This is a genomic window from Xanthomonas bonasiae (genome assembly GCF_014836395.1).
Lineage (GTDB): Bacteria > Pseudomonadota > Gammaproteobacteria > Xanthomonadales > Xanthomonadaceae > Xanthomonas_A > Xanthomonas_A bonasiae.
The window spans coordinates 33,093-53,775 of the sequence record NZ_JACSQX010000013.1; the positions used below are offsets into that span (position 1 = coordinate 33,093).

The 20,683-nt window shown below is 68.8% G+C and carries 17 protein-coding genes; 12 read left to right on the plus strand and 5 right to left on the minus strand.

Annotated elements, in window-relative coordinates:
- Positions 1–427 precede the first annotated feature (427 nt).
- Entirely contained in the window at positions 428–1,444 is a 1,017-nt protein-coding gene (locus H9658_RS18780; RefSeq protein WP_191826531.1) for a glucokinase family protein, read from the plus strand.
- Between the two features lie 162 nt (positions 1,445–1,606).
- Here H9658_RS18780 and H9658_RS18785 read toward each other — a convergent pair whose 3' ends face one another.
- From H9658_RS18785 to bioA, 3 genes are all read right to left on the minus strand, one after another.
- Complete coding sequence (locus H9658_RS18785) at positions 1,607–4,225, minus strand: TonB-dependent receptor (protein ID WP_191826532.1); 2,619 nt, start codon at positions 4,223–4,225, stop codon at positions 1,607–1,609.
- A 489-nt stretch (positions 4,226–4,714) separates the two neighbouring features.
- Complete coding sequence (locus tag H9658_RS18790) at positions 4,715–5,446, minus strand: 16S rRNA (uracil(1498)-N(3))-methyltransferase (RefSeq protein WP_191826533.1); 732 nt, start codon at positions 5,444–5,446, stop codon at positions 4,715–4,717.
- Positions 5,437–6,828: an adenosylmethionine--8-amino-7-oxononanoate transaminase gene (gene bioA / locus H9658_RS18795; RefSeq protein WP_179566385.1), complete on the minus strand. Its 1,392-nt coding sequence runs from the start codon at positions 6,826–6,828 to the stop codon at positions 5,437–5,439. Before bioA ends, H9658_RS18790 begins: the two co-directional genes overlap by 10 nt.
- Positions 6,829–6,902: 74 nt before the next feature.
- On the opposite strand from bioA, the gene nudE reads away from it, so the two are divergent.
- The 10 genes from nudE to H9658_RS18845 all read left to right on the plus strand — a co-directional run bounded on the left by nudE (position 6,903) and on the right by H9658_RS18845 (position 15,145).
- On the plus strand, positions 6,903–7,457 hold the full coding sequence (gene nudE, locus H9658_RS18800; protein WP_179566383.1) for an ADP compounds hydrolase NudE: 555 nt from the start codon (positions 6,903–6,905) through the stop codon (positions 7,455–7,457).
- The gene (gene cysQ / locus H9658_RS18805) at positions 7,454–8,254 is read left to right on the plus strand and encodes a 3'(2'),5'-bisphosphate nucleotidase CysQ (protein ID WP_179566381.1); all 801 of its coding nucleotides are present in this window, start codon (positions 7,454–7,456) and stop codon (positions 8,252–8,254) included. Before nudE ends, cysQ begins: the two co-directional genes overlap by 4 nt.
- Before the next feature lie 204 nt (positions 8,255–8,458).
- The gene (gene mazG / locus H9658_RS18810) at positions 8,459–9,304 is read left to right on the plus strand and encodes a nucleoside triphosphate pyrophosphohydrolase (RefSeq protein ID WP_191826534.1); all 846 of its coding nucleotides are present in this window, start codon (positions 8,459–8,461) and stop codon (positions 9,302–9,304) included.
- Positions 9,301–9,624 carry a YnfA family protein gene (locus tag H9658_RS18815; RefSeq protein ID WP_191826535.1) on the plus strand — a complete coding sequence of 108 codons (324 nt, stop codon included), beginning with the start codon at positions 9,301–9,303 and terminating at the stop codon, positions 9,622–9,624. The genes mazG and H9658_RS18815 overlap by 4 nt, the downstream gene beginning before the upstream one ends.
- Positions 9,625–9,776: 152 nt before the next feature.
- Positions 9,777–10,079, plus strand: coding sequence for a DUF962 domain-containing protein (locus H9658_RS18820; RefSeq protein ID WP_191826536.1), 303 nt, complete (start codon positions 9,777–9,779; stop codon positions 10,077–10,079).
- Positions 10,080–10,147: 68 nt separating this feature from the next.
- Positions 10,148–11,116 (plus strand): SPFH domain-containing protein, encoded by a 969-nt coding sequence (locus H9658_RS18825; RefSeq protein ID WP_191826537.1) that lies wholly within the window; start codon positions 10,148–10,150, stop codon positions 11,114–11,116.
- 3 nt (positions 11,117–11,119) lie between these two features.
- Positions 11,120–11,551 (plus strand): NfeD family protein, encoded by a 432-nt coding sequence (locus H9658_RS18830; RefSeq protein ID WP_179566371.1) that lies wholly within the window; start codon positions 11,120–11,122, stop codon positions 11,549–11,551.
- Positions 11,552–11,798: 247 nt separating this feature from the next.
- Positions 11,799–12,905: a glycine cleavage system aminomethyltransferase GcvT gene (gene gcvT / locus H9658_RS18835; RefSeq protein ID WP_191826538.1), complete on the plus strand. Its 1,107-nt coding sequence runs from the start codon at positions 11,799–11,801 to the stop codon at positions 12,903–12,905.
- A 100-nt stretch (positions 12,906–13,005) separates the two neighbouring features.
- Positions 13,006–13,401: a glycine cleavage system protein GcvH gene (gene gcvH, locus H9658_RS18840; protein WP_179566367.1), complete on the plus strand. Its 396-nt coding sequence runs from the start codon at positions 13,006–13,008 to the stop codon at positions 13,399–13,401.
- A gap of 1,285 nt (positions 13,402–14,686) precedes the next feature.
- Positions 14,687–15,145 carry a histone H1-like repetitive region-containing protein gene (locus H9658_RS18845; protein WP_191826539.1) on the plus strand — a complete coding sequence of 153 codons (459 nt, stop codon included), beginning with the start codon at positions 14,687–14,689 and terminating at the stop codon, positions 15,143–15,145.
- Between the two features lie 1,243 nt (positions 15,146–16,388).
- Here the strand turns inward: H9658_RS18845 and H9658_RS18850 are convergent.
- Positions 16,389–17,741 carry a serine hydrolase domain-containing protein gene (locus H9658_RS18850; RefSeq protein ID WP_179566363.1) on the minus strand — a complete coding sequence of 451 codons (1,353 nt, stop codon included), beginning with the start codon at positions 17,739–17,741 and terminating at the stop codon, positions 16,389–16,391.
- Positions 17,742–18,057: 316 nt separating this feature from the next.
- Here H9658_RS18850 and H9658_RS18855 point away from each other — a divergent pair, with 316 nt between their 5' ends.
- A complete protein-coding gene (locus H9658_RS18855) occupies positions 18,058–18,954 on the plus strand; it encodes a DMT family transporter (RefSeq protein WP_179566361.1) in 897 nt (298 codons plus the stop codon).
- Positions 18,955–18,981: 27 nt separating this feature from the next.
- On the opposite strand, the gene H9658_RS18860 is transcribed toward H9658_RS18855, so the two are convergent.
- Positions 18,982–20,580 (minus strand): GMC family oxidoreductase, encoded by a 1,599-nt coding sequence (locus tag H9658_RS18860; RefSeq protein WP_191826540.1) that lies wholly within the window; start codon positions 20,578–20,580, stop codon positions 18,982–18,984.
- Between the last annotated feature and the right edge of the window lie 103 nt (positions 20,581–20,683).

A 20,683-nucleotide genomic window follows, 5' to 3' on the forward strand; every position in this document is an offset into this window, starting at 1 on the left:
CGAATTGGCCTAACATGCGTTGCCCATCCCCTGAACATGCGGTGTATTGAGAATGTAATCCGCATGACAGCGATGTCAACGGGATTTTTATGTTTTGCTTGACATCTAGTGGGCGATGTGGTCAAAAATCTGCGTGTTTTGCCCGCGCAAAGAATTAATGCCTCTAAAATGCGGTGCGCGTCGCAAAGTGGTCGGGTTGGCAAGTGTCGGATAAGGCGCAGGCGTGCCGCGTCGTGGCAAACCCCCATCAGCAACCGCTCGTCCTGAAGCCGGGCCTGGATCTTGTCCACTGACGCGCCGGGACAAGGCTGCTGGCCAGGTTTTTTAGTGCGCACAGGGGTCTGTCTACATATATATTTGACAACGTTGTCAAGCGTGCTTAACACTCAGCGTATAGTCCGTTCCCGGCGTCCCTCAGGGAGAAAGCGTGTCCGCAAGCAGTTCCCCAATGGTGGCGGCATCTCCGCGCGCCGAACCCTTCATCGCCGCCGATGTCGGCGGCACGCATGTCCGCATCGGTCTGATGCGCGAGGATGGCGACCTCGCCCATCCGGTCACCGTGCTCGACTATCGCAAGTATCGTTGCGCCGACTATCCGGGCCTGGCCGAAATCATCGGCGAATTCCTGGCCGAGGTGGATGGCGAGCCGGTCACCCGCGGCGTCATCGCCAGCGCTGGCTATGCGCTGGAAGATGGCAGCGTCATCACCACCAATTTGCCGTGGAAACTGTCGCCGCCGGACATCCGCGAGCGGCTCGGCCTCAGCGCGCTGCACTTGGTCAACGACTTCGAAGCGGTGGCCTACGCCGCCAGCTACATGGGTACCAGCGAAGTGCTGCACCTGACCGGTCCGCGTAGCGCGCAGAACGGACCGGCGTTGATCATCGGCCCGGGGACCGGGCTCGGTGCGGCGGTGTGGATCCCCACCGGCGACGGTGCGGTGGTGCTGGCGACCGAAGCCGGGCATGCCGCGCTCACCGCCTGTACCGCGCTGGAGATGGACTTGGTGCGGCATGTGCTCAACGGCAAGGACTACGTGCCGGTGGAGCATCTGCTGTCCGGCCCGGGTCTGCTCAATCTATATAGAGCGTTGTGCGCATTGCGCGGCGCAGTGCCGGTGCATGCGGCGCCCAGCGAGGTCACCGCGGGGGCGCTGGCGGTCGACGATGCGCTCGCGCACGAAAGCCTGTCGGTGTTCTGCGGCCTTCTCGGCAGCATGGTCGGCGATATGGCTTTGCTGTACGGCATCCAGAGCGGCATCTATCTGGCCGGCGGCTTCCTGCCGCAGATCGGCGAGTTCCTGGCCGCAAGCAGCTTCGTGGAGCGCTACTTGAACAAGGGCGCGATGCGCCCGGCGCTGGAGCAGATCCCGGTGAAGCTGGTGGAGCACGGGCAGCTCGGGGTGATCGGCGCGGCGAACTGGTTCCTGCAGCAGCAGCGCTAGCGCCTCCTCGCCGCGATTGTCGACCGACTGCGGGAGTGTCGCTGGGTGGCCCCAAACCACCCAGTGCCGCTCCCGCGTCGTTTTTGTGCCGTCGTCGCGCGGGTTGACCGACTTTGCGATCGCAGTGCGGCGACCGCCTGCGCGGCCGCCGCGCCGCCGCGGCTACAGCGTGAAGTGCACGCTGAGCATGTAGCCGCGCCCGTTCTTGTACAGATAGTAGGGCTGGCTCTCCTGGCCGACGTAGCTGTAGTAGGTCTCGTCCAGCAGGTTGGTCCCTTCCAGTTGCAGCTTGACCTTGTCGGTGATGGCGTAGGACACCGACGCATCGAGCTGGGTGAAGTCGTCGGTCATCTGGTTCGCGCCCAGGCGCCCGATCTGGGTGAAGTAGGCCGAGCGCCAGCCCAGGGTCAGCCGCGCCTCCCATGGCCCTTTCTCGAAGTAGGGGCTGAGGTTGTAGCTGTTCTTGGAGTTGTAGGGCAGGTTGTAGTCGCCCTGGGTGTCGGCCTTGGAGTAGGTGTAGTTCGCCGCCAGCCCGAAGCCGCCGCCCAGTTCCTGCTGGTAGCTCAGCGACACGCCCTTGACCTTGGCCGCGCCGGAATTCTGCGGCAGCGTCACCTCGTAGATGTCCTCGCGGTCGTAGGTGTTGTTGTGCAGCGGCTGCTGCACCAGGGTCTGCAGGATGTAGTTGGAGATGTCGCGGTAGAACAGTTCGCCGGCGAGCACGCTGTTGGGCGCGAAATACCATTCCAGCGACGCGCCGTAATTGGTGGAGCGGTACGGGTCCAGCGCTGGATTGCCGCTGCTGGCGGTGAGCTTGTTGTCGTCGGCGTTGACGTAGGGCGTGAGGTCGGCATAGCGCGGCCGCGCGATCACCTTGGCCGCGGCCACGCGCAGGATCAGCGCATCGGACAGGTCGTAGGCGAAGTTCAGCGACGGCAGCCATTCGCCGTAGGACTTGTTGTAGCGCACCGGCGCATAGGCGCTGCCGTCGTACTGGTAGCCGCCGATCGCGTCGCGGGTGTTGACGTAGCGCACGCCGATGTTGCCGCGGTAGTTGTAGCCGGAAAAATCCGCCTGCAGGTACGCCGCGCGGTTGCGCTCGACCACGTCGAAGCTGCTGCCGTAGCTGGGGGCGAGCGTGTCGCTGCCGGGCAGGCCGCCGACGTAGTCCACCAGCGCGCCAGGGCTTTGCCGCGGCCAGTGGCGCATGTCGTCGCTGACCGACAGGCCGTCCAGGTAGCCGCCGGGCGTGCCGCCGCCATAGACCGCGGCCAGCGTGGTGTCCGGATCGGCGGGGAAGCTGTCGTAGTACATGTCCTGCGCGGTGCTGTGGCGCGTGGCCTTGAGCCCGGCGCGCAGCTTGGTGATCGGCCCCCAGGCCACGTCGTGGTCGAAGTCCAGTTGCGCGTAGCGCTCCTTGTCCAGGTTCGGATAGCGGTTGACGGTGGCGCCCAGCACCGACATCGATTCCAGCGCCGACGGCGGCACGGCGTAGTCCACGCCGACGGTGCGGTGGTCGATGGCGTAGTCGTAAGCGCCGTTGCCGCGGAAGGTGAGGCCGTAGATGCGATCGGCGCCGCCGGCCGAGCGGGTCGCGCCGACCTGGCCGGAAACGTTCCAGCCGTCGCCGTGCCAGTCGCCGCGCAGGGTGTTGCTGCTGGTCTTGACCGTGGTCTTGCGCACGTACGAATCGAGGATGGTTTCGGCGCTGTCGCCATAGGCTCCCGAGGTGGCGACGCCGTCGGTCACGTCCAGCGCGGTGGCGTTGGCCGGCACGACGTTGGCGTAGCGGCTCTGGTTGACGTTGTCGAAGGTCTCTTCGACATACAGGCCGGTGTAGGTCAGTTCGAAGGCATCGTTCGGCTTCCACTGCAGCGAGCCGGTGACGCCGTCGCGCTTGCGGGTCTGGGTGAACAGCGCGCTGTTGATCGCGGTGGGGTAGACCCCTTGCTTGCCGGCGGCGACCGCGTCGGGAAAGCCGGCGCCCTGGATGTCGCTGTAGCCGAAGATCTCCACGCCGTCGCGGCGCAGCGAGCGCTCCGAATGCATCACCGAGCCGAGCACGCCGAGCGTGCCGGCATCGTTCTTCCAGTTGTACAGCAGCGAGGCGTTGGGCTTGCCGTCCTCGGAGCGGTCGTTGTAGCCGTAGCTGACGCTGCCGGTCAGCAGGTTCCTGTCCAGTTCCAGCGGCTTGCGCGTGTGCAGGATCACGGTGCCGCCCAGGCTGCCTTCGTCGATGCTGGCCTGAGGGCTCTTGTAGACCTCGGCGCTGCCGATCACTTCCGGCGCCAGCAGCGAATAGTTGAACGAGCGGCTGTCCGGATTGTTCGGATCGCCGCCCCAACTGGTGGAGGCGATGCTCTGGCCGTTGAGCAGGACCCGGTTCAGGGCCGGATCGGTGCCCAGGATCGAGACCTTCTCGCCTTCGCCGAACTGGCGATCGACGCTGACCCCGGGCAGGTGCGACAGCGATTCGGCGACATTGGCCGCGGGAAACCTGCCGACGTCCTCGGCCGAAATCGCATCGACGATCGCATCGGCGTTGCGTTTGATGTTGAGCGATTTCTGCAGGCTGGCGCGATAGCCGGTGACCTTGACCGCATCCAGTTCCTGGACCGCCGCGGGCGTGGCCTGGCCGCTGGCGGACGCGCCGGCGTCGGCCGCCGGCGCTGCCGCGTCGTCGCGCTGCGGCGTGGGAACTTGCTGGGCGAAGGCGCTGGCCGGTGCGGCCAGTGCGGCGGCGATGGCGAAGGCCAGGGGAGCGAGGCGGGTGTGGTTCAAGCGGGCGGTCTCCGAAAGGTGCGCAGGACGCGAAAAGCCTGCCGGTGTGGCGGCAGGCAAGTGACGCCATCGGCCCGGATGCGGCGCGATGGGCGAATGGAAAAGAAGGGCGGGGCGTGCATGCCGCCGCGCGGCGGAGACGGCACGTCGGCATCGGTGCTGTGCTGCGTGACGGCGCGCGCGCCGCACGTGGGCGCGGCAGCGGCGGATGGCGCACGCGGCTGCGCGTGCGTGGGTTGTGCGGACGGGCGGCCACGCGCTGGCGGGCCGTGTCGTTCGTTGCGCCGGTTCAAACCGGAAGCACCCCGCGCGATGGCTCAGGAGCGCCGACTGTGTCGCGCTTGTCCTTCGTTGTCAACGCGCATCGCGGTTAAAGAATCGCTAAGAAAAGCGCTGTTTTGCAGGGGAAATCCGCGATTCGTGCAGCGTCGGCGGCACCGCCGCGGCGCGCCTGCGGTCAACGATGTCTACGCGATTGCGTGCGCCGGTTCACAGGTCGCCGCAGCGCGCCTGCAATGCGGCGATCGCGGCCAGGCCGGCGGTTTCGGTGCGCAGGATGCGCGGTCCCAGGCGCAGGCCGGCGAAGCCGGCGGCGTGCAGCGCGGCACGATCGCGCGGCGACCAGCCGCCTTCCGGGCCGATCGCGATCGTCGCCGCGTTGCCGGCGATGTCCAGCGTGCGCAGCCGGTGTTCGCCTTGCGGATCGAGGATGAGCTTCAGCTGCGTGCCGGCCACGGCAGCGGCGGCATCGGCCAGCGCCAGCGGCGCGGCCAGGCCGGGCACGCGCGCGCGGCCGGACTGTTCGCAGGCCGAGACGACGACGCTGCGCCAGTGCGCCACGCGCTTTTCCGTACGCGCCGCATCCAGCTTCACCTCGGTGCGTTCGGCCCACACCGGCACGATCGCGGCCACGCCCAGTTCGGTCGCCTTCTGCAGGATCAGGTCCATCTTCTCGCCGCGCGCCACGCCCTGCAGCAGGGTGATCGCCAGCGGCGATTCGTTGTCCGCCGGCTGCGCCGCGCCGATCCGCGCGCTGGCGCCGCGCTTGCCGACCTGCAGCAGTTCGGCGTCGTAGTCGCAGCCGTCGCCGTTGAACAGCACGCAGCGGTCGCCTTCGCGCAGCCGCAGCACGCGCAGCAGATGCCCGGCGACGTACTCGGGCAACACCACGTCGTCGCCGGCGTGCAGCGGCAGATCGACATGGCAGCGGGTCAGGCGCATGCCACGGCCTCGTCGATCGCGGCCAGGGTGGTCTCGGCGAGCAGCGCCAACTGGTTGTCGTCCACGCAGTACGGCGGCATCCAGTACAGCACGTCGCCCAGCGGGCGCAGCACCACGCCACGCTGCAGGGCGGCCCGGTACGCGCACAGGCCGACCCGTGCGCCGGCGGCGAACGGGGTGCGCTTGTCGCCGTTGCGGGTCAGTTCGAACGCGACCACCATCCCGGCCTGGCGCACGTCGGCCACGTGCGGATGGTCGTTGAACGGCGCCGACAGCGCGCGCATGGTTTCGGCGGTGCTGCGGTTGCGCGCGATCACGTCGTCCTGCTGGAAGATCCGCAGACAGGCCAGCGCGGCGGCGCAGGCCAGCGGATTGCCGGTATAGCTGTGCGAGTGCAGGAAGGCGCGCTCGCGGCTGTCGTCGAGGAAGGCGTCATATAAGTGTTGCGTGGCCAGCACCGCCGACAGCGGCAGGAAGCCGCCGGTCAGGCCCTTGGACAGGCACAGCAGGTCCGGCATCACCCCGGCCTGCTCGCAGGCGAACAGGGTGCCGGTGCGGCCGAAGCCGGTGGCGATCTCGTCGGCGATCAGGAACGCGCCGTTGGCGTCGCACAGCTCGCGCGCGCGGCGCAGGTAGGCCGGGTCGTGCATGCGCATGCCGCCGGCGCATTGCAGGCGCGGCTCCAGGATCACCGCGCAGATCTCGCCCGGATGGCGGTCGAACAGGTCGGCCAGCGCATCGGCGGCGGCATCGGCGCGCTGCCGTGCGCTCTGTCCCGGCGCGGCCAGGTAGGCGTCGGGCGAGGGCGCGAACAGCGCTTCGCACAGCAGCGGCGCGTAGACCCGCCGGTACAGCGGGATGTCGCCGACCGCCAGCGCGCCGATGGTTTCGCCGTGGTAGCCGTTCTCCAGCGCGACGAAGCGGGTCCGGCGGGTCTCGCCGCGGTTGTGGAAATAGTGGAAGGCCATCTTCAGCGCCACCTCGACCCCGGCCGAGCCGTTGTCGGCGTAGAACACCTTGGCCAGCGGCGCGCGCCCGTCCTGGCGCGGCGCCAGCGCCAGCAGCTGCTCGGCCAGTTCCACCGCCGGCGCGTGGCTGAACCCGGCCAGCATCACCTGTTCCAGCTGGGTGGCCTGCGCGGCGATGGCCGCGGCGATGCGCGGCTCGCTGTGGCCGAACAGATTGGTCCACCAGCTGCTCACCGCATCCAGGTAGCGGTTGCCTTCGTGGTCGATCAGCCAGGCGCCTTCGCCACGCGCGATCGGCAGCAGCGGCAGGGTGTCCGGATGCTCGCGCATCTGCGTGCAGGGGTGCCACAGCACCGCCAGGTCGCGTTGCCGCCAGGCGGCGGCAGTCTGTGATGCGGTCAGGTCTGTTAGCATTTCGCGCTCATGAACAGGTTCTTCGCTCCGTGCATTCTATCGATCGACGCCGCAAAGCGCCGCGGGGTGCCGGCGTGAGCCGTCCGTTGCCGATCATCCACGCGCTGCGCGAGCGCGGCGAGTCGGCCATGGAGCGCAAGGTCGAAGAGCTGGACCTGGAGTTCAGCAACGGCGAACGGCGCGTGTTCCACCGGCTCAAATCCCCAGGCCACGGCGCGGTGGTGGTGGTGCCGATGCTGGACGCGCAGACGGTGCTGCTGGTGCGCGAGTACGCCGCCGGCGTGCACCGCTACGAACTGGGCCTGGTCAAGGGCCGCATCGATGCCGGCGAGACGCCGCTGCAGGCGGCCGACCGCGAACTCAAGGAAGAAGCCGGTTACGGCGCCCGGCAGCTGCAGGTGCTGCGCGCGATGACCCTGGCGCCCACCTATATGAGCCACCAGTCCTGGCTGGTGCTCGCGCAAGATCTCTATCCCGAAAAACTTGCCGGCGACGAGCCGGAGGAACTAGAAGTGGTGCCCTGGAAACTGGCTGAATTGGACCAACTGATGTTGCGTGAGGATTTCTCCGAAGGGCGTTCGCTGGCGGCGCTGTTCATCGCCCGCGAGTGGCTGGGTCGTACCGGATGATCCGCATCACCGCAGACCTGCGCGAAACCGTCATCGCCATCGCCATCGACGCCGCCGCGGCGATCATGGCCGTCTACGCCACCGGCTTCGACGTCGAGCACAAGGCCGACGCCAGCCCGCTGACCCAGGCCGACCTGGCCGCGCACCGGATCATCGTCGAAGGCCTGGAACGGCTGACCCCCGACCTGCCGGTGCTGTCCGAGGAATCGGCGCACATTCCCTGGGACGTGCGCGAGCACTGGACCAGCTACTGGCTGGTGGACCCGCTCGACGGCACCCGCGAGTTCGTCAAGCGCAACGGCGAGTTCAGCGTCAACATCGCGCTGATCCACCAGGGCGCGCCGGTGTTCGGCGTGGTCCAGGCGCCGGTCGATGGCCGCGTCTGGCACGCGGTGCGCGGCGAGCAGGCGTACCGTCGCGACGGTTTCCGCGACACCGCGCTGAACACGCGGCGGCCGGCCAGCGCGCCGCTGCGGGTGGCGGCCAGCCGCTCGCACCGCGATCCGCGCACCGACGCGCTGCTGCTGCGCATGGGCGAGACCGAGGTGATCGCGCAGGGCTCGTCGCTGAAGTTCTGTCGCATCGCCGACGGCGAGCTGGACGTGTACCCGCGCTTCGGCCCGACCTCCGAATGGGACACCGCCGCCGGCCAGTGCGTGCTGCAGGCCGCCGGCGGCACGCTGCTCGCCGCCGATACCGGCAAGCCGTTCCGCTACAACCGCCGCGAATCGCTGCTCAACGGCGATTTCCTGGCGCTGGGCGATCCGATGCTGCCGTGGCGCAGCTGGCTGGGCTGAGCGCCCGCTGTCGCCGGCAGCGGCGATGGCCTGCAAGGCGGCGTCGCGGCTGACGCGGCCGCACGCGCCCTCGGTCGCCGGGCGCGATGACGGCGCTGCGGCCATGCGCCGCTGGTCGTTCGCGTGCGCCGCCGCGCCGCTGGTCCCGTCGCCGGCCGCTCATCGTGCGGGCCGCTCTGCCAAACTAGCCGGCAGGCGGCGCCGTTGCCGTCGCATCGGAACCCGCACGTGACCGCAGCCCGCTACGACCTTCCCGCCCTGCTCGAGATCATGGCGCGCCTGCGCGATCGCGCGCACGGCTGCCCCTGGGACCTGGAACAGGATTTCGCCAGCATCGCCGCGTACACGATCGAAGAAGCGTACGAAGTCGCCGATGCGATCGACCGCAACGACCTGGGCGAGCTGAAGGACGAACTCGGCGACCTGCTGCTGCAGGTGGTGTTCCATGCGCAGATGGCGCGCGAGCAGGGCGCCTTCGGCTTCGACGACGTGGTCGCCGCGATCTGCGACAAGATGGTGCGCCGGCACCCGCATGTGTTCGGCGACAGCCAGGTCGCCGACGCCGAGCAGCAGACGCTGAAGTGGGAAGAGATCAAGCGCAACGAGCGCGCCGCGGCCGGCAAGACCGACAGTTCGGCGTTGGCCGGGATCGCCCGCGGCCTGCCGGAATGGCAGCGCGCGGTGAAGCTGCAGGCGCGCGCGGCGCGGGTCGGCTTCGACTGGCCGGGGCCGGAGCCGGTGCTGGAAAAGTTGCAGGAAGAGCTGGAGGAAGTGCGTGCGGAATTCGCGCGCGGCCCCGTGCAGGACAACCAGGCGCGGCTGCAGGACGAGATCGGCGACCTGCTGTTCGTCTGCGCCAATCTCGCGCGCCACGCCCAGGTCGATGTCGGTGCTGCGCTGCGTCATGCCAATCAGAAATTCGAACGCCGTTTCCGCGCGATGGAGCAGCTGGCGCAGCACGACGGCGGCGCGCTGGATGGCGTGTCGCTGGACCGGCAGGAAGCCTACTGGCAGCGTGCCAAGCGCCAGGAACGCGACGCGGCGCAGTGAAGACGCTGCTGCTGTTCGTGCTGACCGCCGTGGCCGAGATCGTCGGCTGCTACCTGCCGTACCTGTGGCTGCGCGAGCAGCGCAGCGCGTGGCTGTTGCTGCCGGCGAGCGCCAGCCTGGCTGCGTTCGTGTGGCTGCTGAGCCTGCATCCGGAGGCCAGCGGCCGCGTCTACGCCGCGTACGGCGGCGTCTACATCGCGGTGGCGCTGCTGTGGCTGTGGGCGGTGCAATCGATCCGGCCCACGCGCTGGGACCTGCTCGGCGCCGGCCTGTGCCTGCTGGGCATGGCGGTGATCATGTTCGCGCCGCGGCAGGCCTGAGCTGCGCAATGTGGGCGTGGCGCAGATGCGGGCGGTCCACCCTGCTCGCTACGTCCTGCGCAGCGGTTCCCCGCTGCCGCGGCCATCCTCTTTGATGTCGGCGCCCGCGCGGCGGCGTATGCTGTGCCTGCGCTGCCTGGGAGGGCCAACGCATGCGTCGCTTCGACAGTTTCCGCGCGTTCTATCCGTTCTACCTGAGCGAGCACCGGCATCCGCTGTCGCGCCGGCTGCACTTCGTCGGCAGCGCCGGGGTGCTGCTGATCGTGCTGCTGGCGATCTGCAGCGGCCAGTCACGCTGGCTGTGGGCGGCACCGCTGTGCGGCTACGGTTGCGCCTGGGCCGGACATGTCTTCTTCGAAAAGAACCGCCCGGCCACCTTCCGCCATCCGCTGTATTCGTTCGCCGGCGACTGGGTCATGTTCAAGGACATGCTGCTCGGGCGTATCCGCTGGTAGCGCTGGCGGCCTGCCGGCGCTCGCTATACTCGCGGCGTATTCATTTCTTTGGTCAATGGAGCGAGCCGATGCCGTCCACCTATTTCCTCGCGCTGGTGATCCTGGTCGCGGGCGTGATCGTGCTGTTCAAGACCGTGCGCATGGTGCCGCAAGGGTTCCAGTGGACGGTGGAGCGCTTCGGCCGCTATACCCACACCTTGTCGCCCGGTCTGCACTTCCTGATTCCGGTGGTCTACGGCGTGGGCCGCAAGGTCAACATGATGGAGCAGGTGCTGGACGTGCCCAGCCAGGACGTGATCACCAAGGACAACGCGGTGGTGCGGGTGGACGGGGTGGTGTTCTTCCAGGTGCTGGACGCGGCCAAGGCCGCCTATGAAGTGTCGAACCTGGAGATCGCCACGATCGCGCTGGTGCAGACCAACATCCGCACCGTGATCGGCTCGATGGACCTGGACGAATCGCTGAGCCAGCGCGAGACCATCAACGCGCAGCTGCTCAGCGTGGTCGACCATGCGACCAATCCGTGGGGCATCAAGGTCACCCGCATCGAGATCCGCGACATCCAGCCGCCGCGCGACCTGATCGATTCGATGGCGCGGCAGATGAAGGCCGAGCGCGAGAAGCGCGCGCAGATCCTGGAGGCGGAGGGCTCGCGGCAGTCGGAGATCCTGCGCGCCGAGGGCGAGAAGCAGGCGGCGGTGCTGGAGGCCGAAGGCCGCAAGGAAGCCGCGTTCCGCGACGCCGAGGCGCGCGAGCGACTGGCCGAGGCCGAAGCGCGCGCCACCGCGATGGTGTCCAAGGCGATCGCCGAGGGCGACGTGCAGGCGATCAACTACTTCATCGCGCAGAAGTACGTGGAGGCGTTCAAGGAACTGGCCACCGCGCCGAACCAGAAGTTCGTGCTGATGCCGATGGAATCCAGCGGCATCATCGGCTCGATCGCCGGCATCGGCGAACTGGCGCGCGAGGCGCTGGGCAAGCAGCAGTCCGCGCCGCCGGCGGTGCCGCGCGGCATGCCGCCGCGCAGCGGAGTCTGAGCCATGCGCGCCGAGGTGGTCGCATGGGGCGCGCTGACCTTGCTGCTGTTCGCGGCCGAGGCGCTGGCGCCGGGCGCGTTCATGCTGTGGATGGGCTTCGCCGCCGCGGCGGTGTTCGTGGCCGTGCTGGTGCTGCCGGACATCGCGCTGCTGCTGCAGATCGGCGCGTTCGTGGTGCTCAGCTTCGTCTCGATCCAGATCTACCGCACCTGGTTCCGCGGCCGCGACCGGGTCAGCGACCGGCCGCTGCTCAACCGCCGCGCCGAACAGTTGATCGGCCGGGTGGTGACGCTGGACCAGCCGATCCAGGCCGGCCGCGGCCGCGCCAAGGTCGACGACGCGTTCTGGGTGGTCGGCGGCCCCGACCTGCCGGCCGGCAGCGCGGTGCGCATCGTCGGGGTGGATGGGATGACGCTGTTGGTGCAGGCGGAGTAGGGCCGGGATTGGGGATTGGGAGGCTGCCGTGCGTGCGCGGCATCTCCGCATGCTGCATGCATCCGTTGTAGGAGCGGCTTCAGCCGCGACACAATCTCTGATAATGCCTGTCGCGGCTGAAGCCGCTCCTACAACGGCGTGCCTTCGGGCGGGATCGTATGCGGCCGCCCCGAATCCCCCAATCCCGAATCTCCAATCCCGGCCGCTCGGCGGCGATAATGGGCGACTTTTCTCACGGACCCGCGCCATGACCCAGAAGACCATCCTCAACGACAGCCATCGCGCCCTCGGCGCCAAGATGGTCGACTTCGGCGGCTGGGACATGCCGATCCACTACGGCTCGCAGATCGACGAGCATCATCAGGTGCGCCGCGACGCCGGCATGTTCGACGTCAGCCACATGACCGTGGTCGACCTGCATGGCACGCAGGTGCGCGGGTTCCTGCGCCACCTGCTGGCCAACTCGGTAGACAAGCTGAAGCTGCCGGGCAAGGCGCTGTACACCTGCATGCTCAACCCGCAGGGCGGGGTGATCGACGACCTGATCGTCTACTACATGTCCGACACCTTCTTCCGCCTGGTGGTCAACGCCGCCACGCGCAGCAAGGACCTGGCCTGGATCGGCGCGCAGGCGCAGGCGTTCGGCGTGGAGGTACGCGAGCGCGAGGACTTCGCGATGATCGCGGTGCAGGGCCCGAATGCGCGCGCCAAGGCGATCGTCCTGCTGCGCGAGGACGACCGTGCCGCGGTGCAGAAGCTGGGCCGCTTCGCCGCCTTCGAGGCGACCTCGGCCGACGGCGTGGCGCTGTTCGTCGCGCGTACCGGCTACACCGGCGAGGACGGCTTCGAGATCGTGCTGCCGCAGGAGCAGGCGGTGGCGTTCTGGAACGCGCTGCTGCACGCGGGGGTCAAGCCGGCCGGGTTGGGCGCGCGCGACACGCTGCGCCTGGAGGCCGGCATGAACCTGTACGGGCAGGACATGGACGACAGCGTGTCGCCGTACGAGGCGGCGCTGGCCTGGACCGTGGCGCTGGACGAGGGCCGCGTGTTCATCGGCCGCGACGTGCTCGAGGCGCAGAAGGCCAACGGCGCGCCGCGGCAGATGATCGGCCTGGTGATGGACGAGAAGGGCGTGCTGCGCCACGGCCAGAAGGTGCTCACCGCGCAGGGCGACGGCGAGATCCTGTCCGGCACGTTCTCGCCGACGCTGGGCAAGGCGATCGCGTTCGCGCGCGTGCCGGCCGGCGACCCCGGGCAGGTGCGGGTGGACATCCGCGGCAAGGAGGTGCCGGTGCGCGTGGTCAAGTTCCCGTTCGTGCGCGAAGGCCAGGTCCAGCCCGGCGTCCTCGATTGAACCGGCGGCCGCCGCAATGCGCCCGCGACGTCGTTGCGGAGCATCCGGTTCGCTACACTAGCCACCCATCCCCGATACCGTCTTTTTCCGGAGCAGCCCCATGAGCGAGATCCCTGGCGACCTCAAATTCCTCAAGTCCCATGAATGGGCGCGCGTCGAAGGCAACGGTCGCGTCACCGTCGGCATCTCCGAACATGCCCAGGGCCTGCTCGGCGACCTGGTCTATGTCGAGCTGCCCAACGTCGGCGACGAGGTCGTCGCCGGCAACGGCGTGGCCGTGGTCGAGTCGGTCAAGGCCGCGTCGGACGTGTACAGCCCGCTCACCGGCAAGGTGGTCGAGGTCAACGCCGCGCTCAGCGACAAGCCGGAGACGATCAACGAGGACGCCTACGGCGAAGGCTGGATCTTCGTGCTGGAGATCGCCGATCCGGAGCAGTTGAACGACCTGCTGACGCCGGACGACTACGCCGAGCTGCTCGAGGAAGACGGCCACTGAGCCGAGCCCCACGTCGCGACAGCCGAACCGGCCGCCTTATGCGGCCGGTTTTCGTTTGTGCGGCACAAACGAAAGCGGCGGCAGGAAGCGGAGCGCGCTGTCGACAGTCCGCGACGTTTGCCGATCGGGCGATCGGCTTCTCCGAATGGCCGGAGTAGCGGCGAGCGGACGCAACGCAGGCGCCGGATGCGCCGCGCCAGGCGGCGGATGCCGGCCGCGCCGCATGCATCGACGCGCACGACTCGGTCGCCACGTGTTGGAAGGCGGCGCCGCTGCAGCGGTGCCTGGACGCGGCGAACGTCGCGCCGGTTTTTTGGCAGTGACGGTGATGTGCATCGCAGTCGGGCGTCGCGGGCGCGGCGTCTGCCGATCGCAGCAGCGCCTGCTGCGCTGCGGCCAGCGTCGTCGCGTTCGTCCGGTCGGGTGTGTTCGTCGTGGCGTGCGCGCGCGGTGCTGCGGGTCGGTCGAGGCGAGACACGCACTCGGCAGCGGACGCGGCGGCAACAGCACGCGCGACGCATCCGGTCGCGTGTGCGTGACGTGCCGGTGAGGAGCATGCGCAGACATGCGGACGCTACAACGGCATCGTCGTCGCCGCGGCGATGCGCTGCGAGGCGCCGCGCACGCGCGCTCGCAAGCGCCGAACAACGCGAAAAAGTTTGCGCAGTTTTGCGCATTTGCTCTTGTGCGATGCCGGAACGGCGCATGCCGCGAAAAGTTTTTTTCAGCTTGCGGACAGGCTCGCGTATGCGCGCCTGGATGCCGCCAGCGCAGCGCGCGGCAGTGCGCGAAACGGCCGGTCGCGTCGGCGTCTTGCGAAAAAGCACGGGAATTACCGCTGTTTTTGTTTGCGTCGAAGTTTCGCCGCGGGTTTCGCAACGGCTGTCGTCGAGGTCCCGGGGCCGCCGATCGCGACGATCGGTGCGCTCGCGGCACGCGACGCCTGAAAAAAAATTGCGTAGAACTGTTGACAGTAAAAAAAAGCGTGATTAGGTTTCGCCCAGCAGACGTTGCTGCGCAAGCGAGTGAATCGGATCGACATCAGAACGCGAAGCACAACTTGGACCTCCACCAGGAACCTGACGATGGTGGATCAGGTGTCGCTTCCCTCCGAGAAACGCAACGTCTCCCCTGGCACGACACCCGTATCGAGCTTCGATACGGGTGTTTCTGTATCCGACCCGGCCCGCACTACGCGCCGGCGGATCCTGCAGGCGGACCATCGCCGCGGGTTTGCTTTAACTGGGCGTTTTCAATCCATAGTTCACTGACGAGGAGCCATCCCATGGCCACGAAAAAAGCTGCGAAAAAGAAGCCGGCCGCTAAGAAAGCGGTCAAGAAGACTGCCGCCAAGAAGCCGGCAGCGAAGAAGGTCTCGGTAAAGAAGGCGGTCAAGAAGGTCGCCAAGAAAGTCGCCAAGAAGGTCGCCAAGGTGAAGAAGGCCATCAAGAAGGCCACCGCCAAGAAGACCACCGCGAAGAAGGCGGTAAAGAAGACGGCGAAGAAGGCGACCGCCAAGAAGGCCGCCACCAAGAAGACCGCGAAGAAGGCCACCGCTAAGAAGGCCGTAAAGAAGACCGCGAAGAAGGCCGTCGCCAAGAGGGCGGTGAAGAAGTCGGCTGCCAAGAAGCCGGCCGCGAAGAAGGCCGTCGCCAAGAAGGCCGTCGCGAAGAAGAAGCCGGTTGCCCGCAAGAAGAAGACCGCTCCGGTCGCGCTGCCGGCAACGCCCGCGCCGCTGATCTGATCTGATCCATCCCGATAGCCGTACCTAGAGCTCTCTCCCCGGTGCCCAGCGGGGAGGGAGCTTTTTTATGGGCGTCCGTCTGCCGTCGCCGCGACCAGCTGCTTGCCGGCGTCGACATGGCACCGACCTGCCGCCCATCTGCCGCCGACGTGTCGCCTGCACGGTGGCCAGTCCCAGAGCCGGCGCTGTTGCCGCCACCGTGTTCTCTCGCCGCCGGGCGCGTGCCCGGCCTGCACTGAATTCCGACTGCGCTGCAGGCGGCGATGCTGCGCGAGTTCGCCAAGCGGCTGCCTCGCTGCCGCAGGCGACGTGGTCGACGCCGCCGCTCGGCTCCTCGCTTTCGTCTGCGCGAGGGCATCCCGGCGGCGCTGCCATGTCGCGCTGGCAGCCTCGCCGTTTTCAAACCATCCGCACCGTGCTCCATGCGCCGGTGCCGCGCGCGCTGGCGGCGCCGGCGTGGAGCGTGCGAGTGCGAGCGGGCAGGCGCTGAGGTGCTGGCAACCCCATCGCTGCAGTGCCGGCCTGCTGCTCGGGCTGGCTGACTGATCCTGCGCCTCCAACTGGACCACCGGGGGAGGGCGGTGGTGCGCAGCGCCGGATGAGGGTGCGTGCGTAGCGACGCGTGTGGGGCGAGGTGGACGTGCGTCGCCATGCGCACTCACTGCCATGAGGCTTGGCCCGGATCCTCACAGCAGCTTCTTGCCGCGAGGCTGCGCCCGACCCTCAGCAACCTCTTGCCGCGAGGCTGCGCCTGGCCCTCAGCAATCTCTTGCCGCGAGGCTTCGTCCGACCCTCAGCAACCTCTTGCCGCGAGGCTTCGCCCGAACCCTCAGCAACCTCTTGCCGCGAGGCTTCGCCCGGACCCTCACCCCAACCCCTCTCCCGATGGGAGAGGGGCTCTATTCGCTTGATGGGACTTCTGCGCGGGTGTCCGCAGCTGATCCGGTGCCGGTTGTCGTAGTGACGGACGACGGTCAACGCAACAAAGGTTTTTCCGTCGATAGCTTCAAGCAGCGCTTCGATGTTGGCCGAGCCGCTACCGCGTGCCGCTCCCCTGTAAGAGCGGCTTCAGCCGCGACCGTATCGCCTGGATTCCATCGACGTCGGGGCCGTCGCAATTGCTGGCTTGCGCGGCCTCACCAGATCCTGTCGCGCCGGAGCGCAGGTCTCCCGAAACCAGCGCGCAGACAGCAGAAAGGCGGCTTGCGCCGCCTTCCGCCGAACCATCGGGAGACCGCCTGCGTCAGTGCGGCGACGCGGTCGACTTGGACGAGGAGGCGCCCTTCTTGTCCTTCGGATCCGGACGCTCGGCCATCATGTTGTCGCTGCCGAAGTCGGTGTCCACGTCCAGCCAGCGCTGCGTCGGCAGGCCGATCGCGCGGTCCAGGATGGTCGGCAGCAGGCCGGAGGGCAGGCCGCTCTCGCCGTTCCACAGGATCGCCACGCCCAGGTCGCGTTCCGGCACCAGCGCGACCAGGCCGCGATAGCCCTGCACCGCGCCGGCATGGAACACCACCTGGTGGCCCGAGTAATCGAAGATGCGCCAGCCCAGCGCGTAGCTGGCCGAATTGACCCGCTCGCGGCGCCAGCCCGAGCGCATCTCGCCCGGGGTGGTGATCAGCGGCGCGTGCAGCGTGGCCAGCAGCGGCGCCGGCAGCACGTCCGGACGGTGCCCGGTCTGCGCGATCAGCCACTGCGCCATGTCGCTGATGCTGGCGTTGACGCCGGCGGCCGGGGCCAGCCGGTAATAGGTGGGCTTGGGCATCAGCGACACCCAGCCGTTGCGGCTGCGCACGTGCGGGCGCGCCCAGCGCGGGCTGGCCTGGATCCCGGCCAGACCCATGCTGGCGTCGTTCATGCCCAGCGGCTTGAAGATGCGGCGCTCCACCGACTGCTCGTAGAAGCTGCCGGAGGCGGCGAACACCACGTCGCCGATCAGGCTGAAGGCGACGTTCTGGTAGGCGTAGCAGTCGCCCGGCGCGCACTTGAGCGGCGCGTAGGCGAGCTTGTGGCTGAGCGTGTAGTAGTCGGTATTGGATTCGACGTCGCGGTCGTACGCGTTGTAGGTCAGGCCGACGCGATGGCTGAGCAGGTCGGCCACGTTCAACTGGCGGGTGGCGACCGGATCGCTGAGCTGGAAGCCGGGCACGTAGTCGACGACCTTGCTGTCCCAGCGCAGGGTGCCGTCGTTGACCAGCAGGCCGGCCATGGTGCCGGCGAAGGCCTTGGACAGCGAGGCCAGGCGGAACACGGTGTGCGCATCGACCGGCTCGGGGCGGTTGACGTCGGTGACGCCGTAGCCGCGCGCGCTGATCACCTGGCCGTTGTGCACGATCGCCACCGCCAGGCCGGGCACGCGCTCGCCGTAGGTGAGCTGCTCGGCCATCGCTTCCAGGCTGGCGACATCGAAGTCCCTGGCCAGCGGCAGCACCTTGCTCTCCGGCAGCGAGGCGCGGTACGGCAGCGGCTGGGTCGGCGAGGTGTAGCGCGTGGCCTCGGTGTAGATCGGCGGCGGCAGCGGCTGCGAGGGCGCCGGCGTCTGCGCGGTGGAGGACATCGCAAAGGGCAGCAATGCCCCGAGCAACCCGGTTGCCACCGGTCGAAGGAGCCGGTGCCTGCTGTTCTGTTTCATCGCGCGTGTGGCCTGTGAGGTGCTGCCGAAACCGATTCTAGCGCCGCTTTTCGCCATTGCACAAACCGGGAGAAGATGAATGGGCATCGTCTTGATCCTGCTGGTGATTTTGCCGGGCCGACAAGGCCGGCAACGCGGCGTCCGCCGCGGTTGCCGCGACGGCGCGGCGGGTGCCTGAAACGCATGCAATCGATGTGCCGAAGCCGCTGCGGTCGCCGCCGGCCAGGCTGAACCGTTGCCAGCGCAGTGACGGCGCGGTACCGCTGCGGGATCATGGCGCATGCCCGATCCCGACCTTCCCCCGATCCCCGCCGCGCGTACGGCGCCGGCCGCCGCGACCTGGCTGGGACTGGCCTTCGTGCTGGTCTGGTGCACCGGCTACATCGCCGGCAAGCAGGTGGTGGCGCATGCGGCGCCGTTCACCGCGCTGCTGTGGCGCTTCGGCCTGACCGCGCTGTGCTTCGCGCTGGCTGCCGGTCCCGCACGCTTGCAGGCGCTGCCGCGGCAGGAACTGGCACGCAGCGCCGTGGCCGGGGTGTTGATGCTCGCCTTGCAGTTCGGCGGGGTCTACGCGGCCTTCGCGCTGGGCACCGGCTCCGGCGTGGCCGCGCTGGTGATCGGGGCGATGCCGCTGCTGGTGGCCTGGGCCAGCCCATGGTGGGGCGGCCAGCGCTTGCGCGCGGCGCAGTGGCTGGGCATGGCGCTGGGCTTCGCCGGCGTCGCCACGGTGGCCGCCGACCGCATCGACGGGGCGACGCCGTGGGGCGGCTGGCTGGCCTTGCTGGTGGGCCTGTTCGGCATCGCCGCCGGCACCCTGTACCAGAAGCGGCATGCCGCGCAGCTCGACCTGCGTGTCGGGCTGGCGGTGCAGAACGCCGCGGCGACGCTGGTGCTGCTGCCGCTGGCGGCGTGGGAAGGTTTCCGCTTCCAGGCCAGCGACGGCTTCGTCGCGGCGATGGCGTGGCTGGTGCTGGTCAATTCGATCGGCGGCTTCGCGTTGCTGTTCCTGCTGCTGCGGCGCGGCGCGGCCACGCAGGTGGCGAGCCTGTTCTTCCTGATGCCGCCGGTGACCGCGGTGTTCGGCCACGTGCTGCTCGGCGAGCACCTGACCGCGCTGAAGCTGTGCGGCTTCGCGCTGGCGGCGCTGGGCGTGTGGCTGGCAGGGCGCGCGCGGTGAGGCGCGGGTAGGCCCGCACGCTGCGCCTCAGCCGTCGCGCAGCACGCTGTGGCCGCGGATCAGGTCGGCGGCGCGCTCGGCGATCATCATCGTCGGGCCGTTGGTGTTGCCGCTGACCAGGCGCGGCATCACCGATGCATCGACCACGCGCAACCCTTCCAGTCCGCGCAGGCGCAGTTGCGGATCGACCACCGCCTGCGCATGGTTGCCCATGCGGCAGGTGCCGATCGGGTGGTAGATGGTCTCGGCCTTGGCGCGGATGTAGGCGACCAGGCCGGCGTCGTCCAGGTCGTCGCGTGCCGGCAGCAGCGGCGCGCCGCGCCAGGGATCGAATGCCGGCTGCTGCAGGATGCGCCGCGCCAGGCGCGCGCATTCCACCAGCATGCGCAGGTCGAAGCCGTCCGGATCGCTGAGGTAGTTCGCCTGGATCCGCGCCGGCGTGCGCGGGTCGGCGTCGTTGAGCGACAGGCGGCCGCGGCTGCGCGGCTGCAGGTGGCAGGCGTGCAGGGTGAAGCCGTCGCCGGGCAACCGGTTGCGGCCGTGGTCGTCGAGCATCGCCGGCACGAAATGCAACTGGATGTCGGCGCGCGCGTCCGGCGCCAGCGGCGAGCGGATGAAGCCGCCGGCTTCGGCGATGTTGCTGCTGCCGGCGCCGCGGTGGCCGCGCAGGAAATAGTCGAAGGCGATCTTCAGCTGGTTGCGGCGGTCGTAGCTGATGCCCGGGCGGGTGCGGTACAGCGTGCACACGTCCAGATGGTCCTGCAGGTTGGCGCCGATCTGCGGCTGGTCCAGACGCACCGTGATGCCATGGCGCTGCAGTTCGTCGGCCGGGCCGATGCCCGAAAGCATCAGCAATTGCGGCGAGTTCACCGCGCCGGCGCTGAGCAGCACCTCGCGCGCGGCCCGCGCCTGCACTTCGGCGCCGCGTTGCGCGTAGGCCACGCCGACCACGCGCTCGCCCTCGAGCAGCAGGCGCAGCACCAGCGCGTCGGTGATCACCTGCAGGTTGGCGCGCGCCTGCGCCGGCGCCAGATAGGCGACCGCCGCCGAGCAGCGCGCGCCGTCCTTCTGGGTGACCTGGTACAGGCCCACGCCCTGTTGCTGCGGGCCGTTGAAATCGCGGTTGTGGGCGAAACCGGCCTGTTCTCCGGCAGCGATGAACACGTCCGACAGCGGGTTGTGATAGCGCAGATCGGACACGTGCAGCGGCCCGTCGCCGCCGTGCAGCGCATCGCCGCCGCGGCTGTTGCGCTCGCTGCGGCGGAAATACGGCAGCACGCCTTGCCAGTCCCAACCCTCGGCGCCGTCGGCGGCCCAGTCGTCGTAGTCGGCCGCCACGCCGCGCACGTAGCACATCGCATTGATCGAACTGGAGCCGCCCAGCACCTTGCCGCGCGGCCACCACAGGCGCCGATCGTTCAAGGCCGGCTCCGGTGCGGTGAGGTAGTTCCAGTTGATGCGGCGGTTGCCGGTCAGCCGCGCCAGGCCCGCCGGCATGTGGATGAAGGGATTGAGGTCGCGCGGCCCGGCCTCGATCAGCAGCACCTTGCAATCGCGATCCTCGCTGAGCCGGTTGGCCAGCACGCAGCCTGCCGAGCCTGCGCCGATGATGATGTAGTCGTACACCCGCGGTCCCCCTGTTTCGTGGCGCCGACGCTAGTCGCCGGGGATAGAGCATATGCTCGGCCGCGCCGCGGGATTGCGGACGCCGCGATGGGCGTGGGTCTGC